General features: G+C 52.7%; 9 protein-coding genes. 3 read left to right on the top strand and 6 right to left on the bottom strand.

The genetic code is table 11. The features are described 5' to 3' along the window. Nucleotides 1-322: 322 nt before the first annotated feature. Nucleotides 323-1,222 (top strand): NAD(P)-dependent oxidoreductase, encoded by a 900-nt coding sequence (locus AB1L42_RS01810; RefSeq protein ID WP_367050536.1) that lies wholly within the window; start codon nucleotides 323-325, stop codon nucleotides 1,220-1,222. Nucleotides 1,223-1,674: 452 nt separating this feature from the next. Beyond that, the gene (locus tag AB1L42_RS01805) at nucleotides 1,675-2,625 is read left to right on the top strand and encodes a DUF3500 domain-containing protein (protein ID WP_367050534.1); all 951 of its coding nucleotides are present in this window, start codon (nucleotides 1,675-1,677) and stop codon (nucleotides 2,623-2,625) included. 249 nt (nucleotides 2,626-2,874) lie between these two features. On the opposite strand, the gene AB1L42_RS01800 is transcribed toward AB1L42_RS01805, so the two are convergent. From AB1L42_RS01800 to rnr, 3 genes are all read right to left on the bottom strand, one after another. After that, on the bottom strand, nucleotides 2,875-4,023 hold the full coding sequence (locus AB1L42_RS01800; protein ID WP_367050532.1) for an alpha/beta hydrolase: 1,149 nt from the start codon (nucleotides 4,021-4,023) through the stop codon (nucleotides 2,875-2,877). Nucleotides 4,024-4,523: 500 nt separating this feature from the next. Continuing rightward, a complete protein-coding gene (locus AB1L42_RS01795) occupies nucleotides 4,524-6,632 on the bottom strand; it encodes a hypothetical protein (RefSeq protein WP_367050530.1) in 2,109 nt (702 codons plus the stop codon). Between the two features lie 104 nt (nucleotides 6,633-6,736). Next, nucleotides 6,737-9,022 (bottom strand): ribonuclease R, encoded by a 2,286-nt coding sequence (rnr, locus tag AB1L42_RS01790; protein ID WP_367050528.1) that lies wholly within the window; start codon nucleotides 9,020-9,022, stop codon nucleotides 6,737-6,739. Nucleotides 9,023-9,278: 256 nt separating this feature from the next. On the opposite strand from rnr, the gene AB1L42_RS01785 reads away from it, so the two are divergent. Next, nucleotides 9,279-11,069: a DUF885 domain-containing protein gene (locus tag AB1L42_RS01785; protein WP_367050526.1), complete on the top strand. Its 1,791-nt coding sequence runs from the start codon at nucleotides 9,279-9,281 to the stop codon at nucleotides 11,067-11,069. An 18-nt stretch (nucleotides 11,070-11,087) separates the two neighbouring features. Here the strand turns inward: AB1L42_RS01785 and AB1L42_RS01780 are convergent, their stop codons facing one another. From AB1L42_RS01780 to AB1L42_RS01770, 3 genes are all read right to left on the bottom strand, one after another. Beyond that, nucleotides 11,088-11,687 carry a redoxin domain-containing protein gene (locus tag AB1L42_RS01780; RefSeq protein ID WP_367050524.1) on the bottom strand — a complete coding sequence of 200 codons (600 nt, stop codon included), beginning with the start codon at nucleotides 11,685-11,687 and terminating at the stop codon, nucleotides 11,088-11,090. A gap of 165 nt (nucleotides 11,688-11,852) precedes the next feature. Further along, nucleotides 11,853-13,901, bottom strand: coding sequence for a hypothetical protein (locus AB1L42_RS01775; RefSeq protein WP_367050522.1), 2,049 nt, complete (start codon nucleotides 13,899-13,901; stop codon nucleotides 11,853-11,855). Nucleotides 13,902-14,077: 176 nt separating this feature from the next. Beyond that, on the bottom strand, nucleotides 14,078-14,776 hold the full coding sequence (locus AB1L42_RS01770; RefSeq protein ID WP_367050520.1) for an SGNH/GDSL hydrolase family protein: 699 nt from the start codon (nucleotides 14,774-14,776) through the stop codon (nucleotides 14,078-14,080). Nucleotides 14,777-14,963: the final 187 nt, after the last annotated feature.

Genomic DNA, 14,963 nt, shown 5'->3' with positions numbered 1-14,963 from the left:
ATATGCTGAGTATATGACTTTCATCAGTGGACGCCAATGTGTGTTAAACTCGAGGCTGCCGTTCGGCTGATTTTGTGGGAAGAGAAAGTCGGGTGAGCACCAGTTTCACAGCAATGAAAGAACGAAGGGCCATTTTCGTCGTCAATTTCCTCGCAAGTGAATTCTTGGCGTTATATCGAAGTTTCGAACAACAAGATTCGGCCGGATGACTGTTTGAATAAAACGACCACAGAAATAGAACAATTCGAAGGCAATACAAAATTGATGAGGCAATCTTTCAGGGACGAGATGGAGGGGTTTTCAGGAGAAGGAGTAGGCGGAAATGAATCAGAATTCACCTGAGATCGGGTTGATCGGGATTGGTTTGCTAGGGACGGCCATTGCCAACAGGCTGCTGCACGGGACGTCGTCTATTCATGGGTACGACTGCGATCCTCTTCAAGTGGAGAGTTTTGCAGAAAGCGGGGGGACGCCATCTCAGTCGATTAAAGAGGTCGCCTTGCGGTCGCAGCTGGTGTTTCTGTGTCTTCCGAATAGCGATGTCGTGGCCAACGTGATCACAGAGTTGCACGCTCTTAGGAATCAAAGTCAACAGACAGCGATTCGCACAATCATCGATACGACAACCGGTCGACCGGATGAAGTCATCGCGAATGCTGAACAATTGAAACAACTTGGAATTCAATATGTGGAAGCGACGGTCGCTGGATCGAGCCAGCAGGTGAGCGATGGATCGGCGATCATCTTTCTCGGCGGCGCCGATTGCCTGACCAGCGACGAAAGAAAGATCCTACGCAAAGTTGCTCCTCAACAATTTGAACTCGGAGCGATCGGGGAAGCGACACGATTCAAGCTAGTGCACAATCTTTTGCTCGGATTGAATCGAGCAGTTCTGGCAGAAGCACTCGCTTTCGCAGAGTCTCTTGGATTCGATGTCAGACGAACTCTGTCGATTCTTGAGCAGTCCCCTGCTGCGTCGTCGGTGATGCAGTCCAAGGGACAGAAGATGGTCAAACGTGACTGGTCACCGCAGGCAAAGTTGGCACAACACCTCAAGGACGTCGGAATCATTCTCAGCACTGCATCGGAGGCGGGGGCGCGGACTCCGTTTTCAGTGTTGCATTCCGTTCTGTTGGAACAATGTGTCCGGGCTGGGCTGGGAGATGCGGACAACAGTGCGATTCGAGAAGCATTCGATCGTCTCACTGCTGACGGTGACTAGCACACTTTCTGATTTAGTTTGCAATCGCTCGCACGAGCAAGCTCAGCGTTTTATCTCATGAAACAGCGCAAGCGAGTGCACAGGAAAGAGCAACTTGTTCTAGCCAATTAAATTTGCTTCGCGATGGGCAGCCTCGCATTGAACTCGATTGCCTCCCGAAGCGTGTGCTGTGGATCATTTCCAGAATCCGGACGTGCTTTGATCAGTCGATTGTTATATGATCGCAGGACGTTTTGCTTCGGCAGATAGCGTGAGATCACAAGTTGAAGGGAGTTCAAAGGAACTCCATATTCAATCCTCAAGTCCCGAAGCGAAATGTTGAGCCAAAGACGCTGGAGTGATCGACATTTGAGTGCGAGAAGACATCTCGCACGCTCAACAGAAAGTGTCGACGACTAGGCTGACGTGCATAGTGTGTCCCTTCCCTAACAACGATTCAACAAGGAACTGCCATGACGAACTTCGCACCACGAGTGACTCGACGCTCATTTCTGGAAACTGCCAGCGCGACTGCTCTTTCAGCGACACTCGCTCCCAGCCTGTTCGCAGCTCCATCACGATCAAGCTCAGCCGAAACAGTTGTGCAAGAGTTCTATGAGACACTCTCACCTGAACAGCGGAAGGAAATCTGCTTCGATTTCAACAATGAGCTGCGCAAGCGGATCAGTGCGAACTGGCACGTCACGAAACCTGTGATCGGTGATGACTTCTACACTGACTCGCAGCAGGCAATGATCCACAAAATCGTCAAGGGGATGACAAGTCCCGACGGGTACGAACGTCTGGTCGAACAGACCGAATTCGATGATGGAGGAATCGATTTCTACAGCGTGGCTGTCTTCGGAAATCCCAATGAGGAAAAGTTTCAATTCGAGCTGACCGGACGTCATCTCACCTTGAGAGCAGATGGCAACAGCGTCGACAAAGCCGCTTTCGGTGGGCCGATCGTCTACGGTCACGGTGAAGAAGGAAAACCGGAAGAGAACATTTACTTCTACCAGACTCAGCAGACCAATCGTGTCTTCGAAGCACTCGACAGCGATCAGCGAAAATCGGCATTGCTGAAATCAGCACCAAAAGAAGCAGCGGTCTTGACTCAAAGAAAAGATCCCCACTACCCGGGAATCCAAGTCGGGACGATGTCCGATGATCAGAAGCAACTCGTCAAAGAGACACTCGGCGTGCTGCTGGCCCCTTACCGCGAGGAAGACAAAGCAGAAGTGATGCAAATCCTCGAAGGCATGGGCGGCGTTGAAGAACTACGCATGGCCTTCTATCAGCAAGGTGATCTTGCAAGCGACAAGGTCTGGGACATCTGGCGAATCGAAGGGCCTCAGTTCGTCTGGCACTTCCGAGGGGCTCCACATGTCCACGCTTACATCAACATTGGCGGAGCGTTCTAAACCGACTATGAATTTGCACCCGCGACGAACGATTGTGCCAGTCGGTTTCTAGAGTCGACAAATTTCGACGCATTCACCGATCGTTTGTCGTGCGGTTGTTTTGAAGTGCTCACTACATTGGTCGCAACTCATGAATTCAATTCGTTGAGTTGCGACTTTTTTTCTGCGCGTTAGTGCTTCAGCATCCACTCATTCATGGCAGCGACGATACTGCAGGCTGGTAGAAGGGACTTCGTCAGAGAAACGTTCTCAGAAAGAAACGAGATACGGAAGAATCGTCCCGAGCACAACTGGATCGGAATAGTATTCCGGCCACTGATGATTCGATCCGAGGCGGTTGGTAATGTCCACCTGTCGGATTTTCTGGGCGTTGTATCCGAGGGTTCGCATGTCTCGCGATGTAATCCCTGACCGTGCGATTGCGCGTTTTGCGAAGGGACGTGAAAGCGGGTACCAGGCGAGTGCGAGGTCGTTCTGGTTTCGCAGGTTGAGTAAGCATTCCACGCGATTGAGTGCCACGCCGTAACGCTCTCCGGGATTCAACCAATTGTGGTCCATGGCTCCCGCAGCGAGAATCACACGCAGGCGACGAGAGTTGCCGATCGAACCAGTGTAGTAGTGGTCTTGAACCGGACCGCCAGATGCCAGCTGCATGGCAGCTAAGGCGACGCGGCTGCCGTGGCTGTGACCAATGACAGTCACCGGGCACGATTCCGGGATCGATGAAATCAGTGTCGCCATGTGAAAGCCGTTGAACTCGGCACGTTTGCCTCGCACGGTGACATCGACCGGGGCGATGTAAGAATAAGGTCCGTCACTGGGCCAGGTGAAGAAAATCAACTGAAGCGGCTGACCGTTGGCTGCACTTCGAAAGTAAGCTGCGGCGCGAGCGGCTTGTTGGGCTTGACTCTCGAAGGTCACGAAACTTCCATGTGAGAAGACGCACACAGGAATTCCGGGAACGAGTTGAGCCTTCAGTGATGCAAGGTTCGAGCCGACGATCTGTCCATTTCCGGGACAGTAATACGCATCCAAACCCCATGCAGGACGATTCTTGTGGTGAATGGTCTGCACACTTCTGCGGCTGCTGACGATCCAGTATCCGTCCGGGCAATAAGTCGTGCTGGGTAACGTTTCGCTCGAAGAGCCGATATAGGAATCGTTACTGAACTCTTCCGCTTCAAGGCTGACTTCTTCGTCCACATCTTCGACAGGAAGTGGAACGGTCAGCGGACCGTGATCTGATTGACGAAACTCGGGTGATGGCGATTCAATGGCAGCGAGCGTGTTCTCGTTTTCGCCGGCGATGATTGGGGAAGCAATCGTCGCGAGAAAGAGAACGCGCAACCAGAATCGTAATACATCAATTGTCCGGGTCGTACTGTCCGTCACAGTCATAGACGCGCACTGGATTCTTAGAGTTCAGTGAGTTCGTCCGTGAGCGACCGGGGATACGTCATGAGTTCCCAGACAATTCGGCCTGCACTGTGCAGATGATCAGACAGTACCGGCAACGGAGTAAATGTGATGACGATGTCGTCAAGTGGACAAACATCATCACACACCAAAGCAGCTTATCATCACGATCCACTCGAAAGTGGAAAGAAGATCAAATGTACTTTGACTCCGCTGAAAAAAGGATCGGCGAAATCGGCCGTTCGCGCTAGCAGGACTGGTCGAGAGTTGCGACTTCGGATGCTGGTCCGTCAATGACACCGCTGAAACCGCTGTGAAGTTTTGTGACGGATCTGCACATTCTTCATGCTGGACTCGTTTCGACGGTGATTCACAGAAGCTGGAACCACCTATCGGATGAGGTTCCGTCAACTTAAAAGAAAAGACCGGACGACAGCGAGGTGCAATCGGTCCGGTCGATTTATCTTTGTATCCAACCAAATCTATTCGGCAGGAATCAGTGAACCTTCACGGTCGAGATATTCAATCCAGCGACTGCTGGCCGCACGTCGTTCGACAAGCGGAAGCTGAGCGTGATAGTTGTAGGTTCTTCCGCTGAGTCTGGAGATATGGAAGAACGCCAGTTCACGGATTGCCAATTCATCATCGAGAAGCAGGCCGACAAGCTGTTGACTCACTTCTGGAGATTGGCCATCGCTCGGACCGTATCCCCATAGCATTCTCTCAAGAGCATCGACGACTTCTGATTTGTAATAGCGATTGGCTTCTTCCCTAAACTTGACGGCGTTCTGCGGATTGGAGAGAAGCCACTTCTGCAGCTCATTGATCGCGACGACTCGCGTTTCCTCATGCTCCGATTGAAGCGCGGACACGAGTTCGAGAGGATGTCCGATCAGAGCCATGGTCTTGGCTGCCATCTCGGAAACTCCGGCTCTCCGGTCGTGAATGACTGGCGCAACACTGACAAACACATTCGTACCGAATTCACGTTCGAAGGCTTTGGCGAGTTGACGACGCGCGGGAGTTTCCTGTTCTTGTGTCAGGAAGACCATGGGAATCGCTCCACCCTGAAGCTCACTTTGAGGGTTGCGGAGTGTCGCCAGGGAGAGCCACGCATTCGATTCAGAGATCTCGGTCGCTGGACGTCCTTCCGTTTCCAATTGGACTTTTCCGGAGAGTACAGCGATGCCTCCGATGAACCCGGGCGAAACGGGAGGAGGTGGAAATCCGTCCGGTTGTGGAAAATCGACTTCTACGGCCAGTCGAGTACCGGGTTCGAGGAACTTGACCGCCCATCGCTTCTGGTCGATGACGATTCCGAGAGTGACCGGTTCGATGGAGACTTCCGGTCGTTCGAAGATCATGCGACCGCGATCGATTTCCACAGCTGCCATTTCTCCTTCAAGTCGAGGGAGTCGCTGCAAGCGGGAATGTTTCATGACATCGATCGTGAGATCTTCTCCGATCGAGACTTGAGAAATGTAAGGATCCGGAACAGCAAACGTCTCATCGACAGCGAGTTCTCCCTGATTTCGGACCTGCCATATTTGATCCAGCTCGGAACTTGCGACTGAGACTCCGTCATCGGTCTGCACTGTCGCGAGCACTTCAGGCAATCGAGCCGGTGCAGGTGGGACCGGATCGGGCTTCGAGTCATCTGCCGGGGTGTTTTCATCTCCGGCGGGGACGATTGGATTGCCAGTGTCACCCGGTGCTGGGGGGACAGGGACGTTGACATTCGGGCGCGGAACTGAGTTTGCGGATGCGATTTCTTCCGGAGGCGGTGGCGGATTGGCTGAGACGTTAGTCGGCCGTCCCCCATTATTCGCTACGGGAGTTTCCGACGGTCTTTGATTCGGGCGGTCAGCAGGCGGTTTCGTCGAGTCGGCTCCTGGTTTGGCATTCTTGTTCGCAGGTCCTGCTTCGCCCTTGTCAGCTTCCTCCGGTGACGGCACGTCTGGAGTATGGCTTGCGATGATCTTTGGACTTTCCGGTGTTTCCCAGATCGACTGATCGGAAGCGACGAGGAAGACCCAGACGCCGATCATGAGTGCAACCACGAGACCGGTCCAGATTTGAGTTGACCGAGACTTTGGCCGCAGATAGTCCGGAATACCTTCGGTACGGTCTTTGGGATGATGGTTGCCAATTCCGGAGGTCATGGCTGGGGCAGTTTGAGCCTGAGATGGAACGGGAAATTCCGTCTTTCTCGTTCCGAGTGCATACATTCGATCGCGAAGGCTATCGCTCACCTCAACAGGCTGACCGACGACCATCGTGAGGATTTTGTGACACGCGGCAACTTCGGCGAGATGAATGTCGGATTGTCGACAGAGACGTTCGAATTCGACCACCTGATCGGGCTGCAGCACGTTCTCAAGATACTCGGAAACAACGTTTGGATCGGGACCGGAACCAGGGCCAGCCAGTTCCGGTGCTCCGATGCGCCGACGGCGAATCGCCGTCTGAATCTTATTGATCAGTTCAGAAGCTTCTTTGCTCTGACTGATTTTCTCACCGAGTTCTCGAGCCTGATTCGGCTCGAGCACGTCGTCGAGATAGGCAAGCACTGTCCGTAACGTCAATCGCATCTGACTACTCCTGAAAAAAGCCCTCCATAATAAGAGTGCGAGTCAGCTGCGAATTTCGTACAACTTTCTGGGAATTCTGTCTCAGAATCTCAGAAAACCTGTCATCAGCGTTTTTTCCGGTTCTGATTGCGTTTTCCTTTTCCGCCTCCGCGGGTCTGTTTCGAGGAAGGCTTTCGGCCTCGCTTGGATGACATTTTTCCGGACGACTTCTTGTTGGACTTGTCCTGCTGTGTCGATTTTTTCGGCGGACGCTTTTGTGAAGAATGAGTCAACAGGCGGAAGTTGAGTTCGCGTCTGTCGACGTCAACCCGCGCAACTTCAACGAGCACCGGGTCTCCAAGCCGGAAGGTCTCTCCGGTGCTGCGACCGACGAGCGCCATCGCGGGTCGATCGAATTCGAAGAAATCATTTCCGGGAATCGTGGCAACAGGAACAAGTCCTTCGGCGGGAATCTCGATTCCACGGCAGAAGAACCCGAAACGGTCGACACCCGTAATCACCGCGTGCAGTTTTTCACCGATCTTATCTTCGAAGTACGAGAGCAACTTAATCTTCGTGAGTTCGCGTTCCGCCTGCTCTGCTCGTCTTTCAGTGAGCGAGCAATGGTGTCCCAAGCGGACCAGTTCTTCCTCAGAGGGACGAGCATCCGCCAGGTTATCGAAGATCACTGAAGCCATCAGTCGATGGATGTGAAGATCCGGATAGCGACGGATCGGACTTGTGAAGTGGCAGTAGTGATCCTCTGCGAGTGCGTAGTGCCCCATGTCCATCGGGGTATAGAGAGCCTGCTTTAAGCTGCGGAGGACAGCATAGTTGATGGGGCGTTCTTCAGGCGTTCCGCGAACAGTCCGCAGAAGCTTTTGTAGATCCTGACGACTTTGAAATCGATCAAATGAAAAGCCGAGAATCTCGACGAATTCCTTCAACGCTTTCAGCTTTGGTTCCGCGGGATCGGGATGGGCTCGACGCAGGTAGTTCAAGCCTTCATCTGTCAGTCGGACTGCCACAGCGATGTTGGCTGCGAGCATGAACTCTTCGATGATTTCGTGACTCTCGTCATGTTCTGATTCGTGGGCTCCGCTGACGTTTCCGTCTTGATCGAGTTCCAGTCGAACTTCCGGCATGTCGAGTTCGAGCGATCCCTTTTCGAAGCGACGTTTGCGGAGAATCATCGCCAACGTGTGCATGTCCTTGAGTAGCTTACGAATCTCGGGCGAAACCCCGTCAATTGGCTCTTCATCGGCGGTGTCCAGAATCGGCATCACTTCTTCATAAGCGAAACGTTGGCTAACGCGAATTGCGCTGCGGGCGAAACGGGTTGCGATCGGGATGCCTTCTTCGCTGAACTCAATGAATGCGGACATCGCATAGCGCACGCGATTCTCCTGCAGCGAAGCAAGTCCGTTCGAGATCACTTCAGGCAGCATCGGAATCACTTTGGTCGGCAGATACACACTCGTGCCGCGTTTTTCCGCGTCGCGATCCAAGGCTGTTCCGGGCTGCACAAAGTGCGAGACATCGGCGATGTGGACGCCCAACAGCCAGTGTCCACGTTCGATTCGCTCGAGAGAAATGGCATCGTCAAAGTCGCGAGCTGTGGCGGGATCGATCGTGACGATGGTGTGATTCGTCAGGTCCTCACGGCCTTCGAGGTTGTGTTCATCGAAGTTCTCAGCTTCCAGTCGAGCATCTTCCAACGCCGCTGGAGAAAACTCTTCAGGAATTCCAAATTCGTGGATGACCATTTGCGTTTCGACGCCCGGCTGCCCACGCGTTCCGAGAACTTCGGTGAGGACAGCTTCTCCAACTTGGCCCACTGCTGGGAACCGAAGCATCTCGATGACGACCTTATCGCCTTCGACCGCTCCTTTCGCTCCCGGGTCGCCCACCCAGACAGGTTCGAGGAAGTCTTTCCCATCGATCTGCACCCAACCCGATTCGTCGTCCTCTGAGTAAGTTCCCACGAAGACATTGGTCGCGCGCTCAACGACTTCGACGACGTATCCGCACCGTTGTCCCCTGCCCTTGCGTCGTTGGAGTAGACCGATGAGAACTTCGTCTCCGTTTTGCGCATCCTGAAGGTCTTTCTTGTCGACGAAAATGTCATCCGTCAGACCGACCGGTTTTGGCTCGCGGAGGATGATGTAAGCATCACCGCTTTTGATTCGATGAACGATTCCAAGATGGTTCCCTTTCGGAACCTTGGAACGAATTCGTCCGCTGTCGCTGAGTTGAATTTCACCGCTGGCGAGTCCTTCTTCGAGAGCGGCATCGAACTTGGCCGCTTTCTTTTTCGTCACACCGAGTTTCTTGGCCAGCGTCTTCACTTTCATTGGCCGATAACCGGGCTTCTTGACGTACTCGATGAGTTGTTTCGTGAGATTCATCATAAGAAAGGCTCTTTGGTTGATCGCGCGGAGTTTTCCGGCAGCGGGCATTCTATCGTTCTGTGAAGAACTTTGCGTCGAGCCGGGTTGAAATCCTTTCGCGAATCGAAAAAACAGGACGCCCCTGCTATAAGTTGGTGCGAGTCGTTCTTCGGATACATGGTCGAGATAAATACTGACAACACGTATTCGAAATCTGTTCGCATCAATCGTGAGTTGACTCTCCACTCGGAATGTTCACACAGAATCGATGAATGTTATGACGCTTCGATCTTTCCGCTGTTTCGTATTTCTTCTGACGGTCTTCGCAGTTGTCCCCAGCACTCTTTGGGGACAATCCGAATCTAAGAACGCCGGAGATCGACTGCAGGATCTATTCGATTCCGAGTGGGATCGAACGATGCGAGAATCGCCAACATGGGCTTCTTCGCTGGGCGACCGAAGATTCAATAACCAGTGGCCAGACTTAAGCCTGGCAGCGATTGAAAAATCCCATCTCGCGGATCGAGCCGTTCTTGAGAAGTTGGAGACGATCCCAGTTGAAGAATTGTCAGAAGAAGAGCAGATCAACTACCGACTATTTCTTCGCAAGTATCAGTTTCAAGTCGATGCTCATCCTTTCGCCTGGTACCTGGTGCCTTTGACACAGCGAGGGGGAATTCAAAACGCAGGGTCGACGGCTGACAGTCTCCGATTTGAAAAGGTTGCTGACTACGAAGACTGGATTGCGCGGATGGAAGCATTCCCAAAGTACATGGATCAAACTCTTGCACTCATGCGGCGCGGGGCGGAGACCGGAGTAATTCACCCTCGCGTCATCATGGAACGAATTCCTGATCAGATTCAAAAACAGATCGTTGACGAACCCGAGGACCATCTGTTTTTCAAACCGTTTCGTGATTTCCCCGATGCCATCAGCGAGTCTGATCAGCAACAGTTGACCGAACGAGCTGTCCAAGCAATCAATGAGCAGATCCTGCCCAGCTACGTCCGATTACAGGAATTCTTCGAGAATGAATATCTCCCGAAGTGTCATCCTGAAGTGGGGGTCTGGCAGGTTCCCAGTGGAGAAGAACTTTATCGACTTCGGTGTCGTCAGTTCACAACGACCGAGCTGACGCCGACGCAGATTCATTCCATCGGACTCTCTGAAGTGGCCCGCATTCGAGGAGAAATGGAACAGATTATTGAGGAGCTGAACTTCGAGGGATCGTTCGCGGACTTTCTTGAGATGCTTCGCACTGATCCACGATTCTACTACGAGACGAGCGACGAGCTTTTGTTGGCGAACCTGGCTGTCTGCAAAAAGATTGATCCGCAACTCGTGAAGCTCTTCAAACGGCTTCCCCGAATTCCATACGGAGTGGAGGCGATTCCTTCACACATCGCTCCTGACACGACGACCGCTTACTATCGTCCTCCAGCTGCTGACGGAACTCGCGCAGGCACTTACTTCGTCAATCTCTATCGGCCGGAAGTTCGACCGAAGTACGAAATCGAAGCCTTGTCACTGCATGAATCGGTCCCCGGACATCACCTGCAGATTGCCCTCGCTCAGGAACTCGAACAGCTTCCTCGGTTCCGTCGTTTCGAGGGCTACACCGCTTTTGTTGAGGGATGGGGATTGTATGCCGAAAGTCTCGGGGAAGACCTTGGCCTTTATCGGGACCCATATTCAAAGTTCGGACAACTCACCTACGAGATGTGGAGAGCTGTTCGTCTTGTGGTCGACACCGGTATGCATCACCAACGGTGGTCACGTCAGCGAGCGATTGACTTCTTTGCCGAGAACACTGCGAAGACCATGCTCGACATCGAAAACGAAATCGATCGCTACATCTCCTGGCCCGGGCAAGCGTTAGCTTACAAGATTGGTGAACTCAAGATTCAAGAGCTTCGACGAAAGAGTGAACACGAGCTGGGAGATCAGTTTGACATTCGCGAGTTTCACGACGTTGTTCTTCGCAACGGTGCAGTGACTCTCGACCTGCTTGAGGAGGAAGTGCTCAGCTGGATTGCAGACACAAAGCAGTCACAAGTTGATGAGTAAGACTACTTGCTCTAAGAGTCAATTGACTGTCGGCCAGACACCTTGACTCAATTGTTTCAGGACTGAGTTCTCGTCAGCAACTGCGATTGGAAATCCGTTGTCGCCAAACGCGACTGTTCCGTCTCGACCGATCAGAAATACTCCGGATTCCGGTTCGCCCGTTTCAGAGACTTTCCCCCATGCTGTATGGGCAGGAAGCGGACGCGGGGCGAGATTGCTAAAGTCGACATCAGTGAGAACCGAAAAAGGAATCGGCTGTCCGAGCCGCTCTTCGGCCTGTTCGTTTGCGTACGGAGTTGCTGTGCTGACAGCCAGAATCTTAATCCCCGAAGCACTGAGCGCGGGGAAGTTTTCAATCACAGATTTGGTCCTCGGATCTCCATCGACACCTGATTCTCCATCGAAGAAAATCAGCACGATCTGATGGCGTCCCAGAAGTCCTTCCAGCTTGACGATGTTTCGTCTGTGATCAGCCAGTTGAAACTTCGGAGCAAGCCGGCGCGGGACGATGGATTGTGGCGGATTCTTTCTCCATTGGTCGATCTGATTTTCTCTGAAGATCACCAGGCTCAGAATAATCAAACCCGCGACAATGACCGCGTACTCTCGACGTCCCATGTTGTGGCTGTACCGAATGATTGAGGGAGAAAACGGGCCGATGGTGCATCGTCAGCATCAAGATCGGCGTGAATTTGATCCAAGCAATCATAGACCTGACGTTCCGGGAAGAAACCCGCAGCCACGCGAACCGTGCCGAATTCTCTCATCCGAGACAGATTGAACTCACTTTGAAAGTTCACTCTCAGAAAGTTTCTCAAGCGAGAGCGATTCTTCCGAAAGGTGGACCTTCGGTCGATCGATGTTCTTAAAGGCGCGTTCGAACTGTTTCACATTCGACACCCCGAAGAGGCGGACTTCAGAATTCTGTCCGGTTGTTGAAGACAGTGCCCAACGGCTGAGTCCTGCGAGTCCACCGTACTTCAATGCTCCGGGAAGCAGATTCGGGTCTTGAACGGAATCGATTTCGGCGAAAGTAAACCCGTTCAGGTCGATGACCGTTTTCATGGAGATCGATGACAGTCGGGCATTGTTGCGGGCTGCGATCGACGCAAGCAGCGTCCACACCCCGGATTCGCCCGTTCCAACGAGCGTGATGTCTTCGTCGCTCTTTCCGGAATTTGCAGCGACGACAGCGAGAATGTCGCGAACTCGTTCGGTCACCAGCGGGAGATTGTATCCCAACGTGTAACCGGGGAATCGTTCGTCGACTTTTGTGAGTTCCGAAATGGCGTCTTCGCCATTCTGGTAAAGTCGAGCAGTGACGACAGTGTGCCCGGAGCGTGCCAGTTTTTGAACCGGTTCGGGGATGTTCTCATCAGCATCGAACATCGAAGGAATGTCTGATGAATCGAACCAGATGACGAGACCCTTGGACGGGATGGAAGAGTCAGACACCGAGATTGTGGGGACGAGATAACCACCGTCATAAGTCACCATTCCGGTCGCGACAGTCAACCCCTCTGATTCACCGATCGAATCGATTTCGAGACTGACCTCACGAATGTCTGGTTTCAGCATGACATCGACAGCGACTCCGATGACTTCGGAACTCGCTTCTGGCGGCGATGACCACCATTGATCGATCTGTGATTGTTCTTCACGCGTCATCAACTTTCGAAGTTCGACAGCTGTGAGTGCCGACTCCGGTTGTGGAGAATCAGAGGAAAAGACAGTCGATTCCTCGATCGTCAGCGGCTGAAAATCTTTCTCTTCAAGGGAAGTTTGTTCAGGGAGATCAAGGAAATCTTTCATCCACTGATACATCACGCTTCGGGAAACTGCATTGTAGTTGTGCTTGAATTGTGGAAATGCTGTTGCCGAGACAAGGTCTGACGCTCCGTAGAGTTCATAGACCTGTTTCAACTCCGGAAGTCCACGCGTTTCGATATCGATAGTCCAGTCGTCAGCACCGGTCATCGCCATGGGACGAGGAGCCGTCAATGCTGCAATGGCGACGTTGTTAACATTGTGACGCAGGTAACTCGCATTCTCGCAGACGCAGCCTCCTTGCATCGCTGTCGAAACCATAACGGCCGGAAACGCGACGGAAACTCGGGGGTCAATTGCAGAGAGAACCATCGTTTGCGTTCCGCCTCCACTCGCGCCGGTGATTGCTAAACGCGACGTGTCGGCATCATCAAGCGATGCAAGAAAGTCGAGGGCTCGGATCGAATTCCATGTCTGAAGGCCCATCAAATTCTGAAGCCACAGCTCAGCTTTTGCGTCATTGAATCCAGTCCGATGATCGAGTGTTTTGCTATCGGCGTAACCGATCATGTCGTAGTGAAACACGATGCAGCCCATGCGTGCGAGTTGGACCATCCGGGCTTGCAGAGGAAATTGAGCGGCCGATTTGAACTTCTCAGCACCTGCGTCAATTTGAGCTTGAGCATCTCGATCGGAAGCTGAGTAGAACCGGCCATCCTGCCAATGGCCATGTGGACTCAAAATTCCGGGGAATGGACCTTGCTTGCCTTTGGGGCGATACAAACTGCCCGAAACAAACAGTCCGGGCCGACTCTCAAAGAAAACACGTTCGACGGTGTAGTCGTCTCGTTCGACGACGCCGTGAACGACCGGATCGAGCGGCTTTTTCTCCGGCATTGGCCATAGGCCGGTTGCGACCAGAATTTGTTGTCGGATTTGATCGGCCTGTTTCTCCCACTGACCGAGAGTCTCCTCGGGCTTCCATGGATGGTACGGATCGTTAAGTGTTCGAATCGCGGGGCGACCAGACCGCTCCGAAGGCTGTTGAGCCGAGCACGACGACACGAAAACTGAACAACTCAGAAACGCAGAAACCAACGAAAGGACAGCAATGCTACGAGCGGAGAAAAGTTGAGGCATGACCGACCTTTCGCAATCAGTTGGAAAGAACTGTGGTTTCGCGTCGACGTAGAAAGTGCGTACGAACTTCAGGCACAGCGACTCAAAAGCATGGCTCGAAGTTACCGAGCCTGTTTTTCAGCGACCAGGAGATGCGGAGTGAGTAATTCCGTCCAGAGTTCATAGCCAGCGTCGCTCAAATGAAGTCCATCGTCGACGAACAATTCTTCACGAGGAGTACCGTCTTTGCCGAGCATGGGGGCGTCGACATCGACAAACGTCAGGTGTTCACTATCTTCTGCCATTCCCCGAATGATCGAGTTTGTTTCTCGGACCTTGTTGATCAGGTTCCAACGTTTCAGGCTCGGTTTGACTGCGATGAACGTCACTCTCGTTCCAGGCAACGCCTTTTCGACTTTGGTGAGAAACTCTTCGAAGTCATCTGCGATTTGTTGGGGTGTTTTCTCTTTCGCAAGGTCATTATCACCAGCGTACATGACGATCTGCCGCGGCTGGTATGGCTTCACTGCGCGATCGAAGAAGTGGACCGAGTCGGCAACCTGTGAGCCGCCGAAACCTCGATTGAGGGCATCAAGTTCAGGAAACGAATCATCGAGTTTCCAGCGCTTGATGCTGCTGCTGCCAATGAACAGGATTTGCCCCTTATCTTTCGGTGACTTCACATCGTCCGCTTCAAATGCGGAAATGTCTTTCTCCCACTTCTCGAAGGGAGAATTGTCCGCGGGCGGTTGTGCGACGAGTTCACAAGCGACAACGGAAACTAAGACGGCAAATGCGAGCAATGCAAAGTTGCGACTCATGCTGAAATCCTTTGAGCTGAAGTGGCAATTCAAATGAGAACTTGAGGAATGGGTGTGAGTCTCACAGAGGCGAGCGACAGTTGAGTCGACGGTCACTAGCCCCATGGATTCACTCACGGAGGGGTGAAGCTTGATCCATCAGAATTTAGCTGTGCGATCGGTCAATTGCCAGAGAAGCAGATGAAGT

It is taken from the genome of Thalassoglobus sp. JC818, assembly GCF_040717535.1.
Taxonomy (GTDB): domain Bacteria; phylum Planctomycetota; class Planctomycetia; order Planctomycetales; family Planctomycetaceae; genus Thalassoglobus.
This window is presented reverse-complemented; position numbering and strand designations above follow the sequence as displayed.

Bases quoted from the DNA above. Each gene is read 5' to 3' on its own strand.
- AB1L42_RS01810 (WP_367050536.1), top strand. From the start codon at position 323: ATGAATCAGAATTCACCTGAGATCGGGTTGATCGGGATTGGTTTGCTA.
- AB1L42_RS01805 (WP_367050534.1), top strand. From the start codon at position 1,675: ATGACGAACTTCGCACCACGAGTGACTCGACGCTCATTTCTGGAAACT.
- AB1L42_RS01800 (WP_367050532.1), bottom strand. From the start codon at position 4,023: ATGACTGTGACGGACAGTACGACCCGGACAATTGATGTATTACGATTC.
- AB1L42_RS01795 (WP_367050530.1), bottom strand. From the start codon at position 6,632: ATGCGATTGACGTTACGGACAGTGCTTGCCTATCTCGACGACGTGCTC.
- rnr (WP_367050528.1), bottom strand. From the start codon at position 9,022: ATGATGAATCTCACGAAACAACTCATCGAGTACGTCAAGAAGCCCGGT.
- AB1L42_RS01785 (WP_367050526.1), top strand. From the start codon at position 9,279: ATGACGCTTCGATCTTTCCGCTGTTTCGTATTTCTTCTGACGGTCTTC.
- AB1L42_RS01780 (WP_367050524.1), bottom strand. From the start codon at position 11,687: ATGGGACGTCGAGAGTACGCGGTCATTGTCGCGGGTTTGATTATTCTG.
- AB1L42_RS01770 (WP_367050520.1), bottom strand. From the start codon at position 14,776: ATGAGTCGCAACTTTGCATTGCTCGCATTTGCCGTCTTAGTTTCCGTT.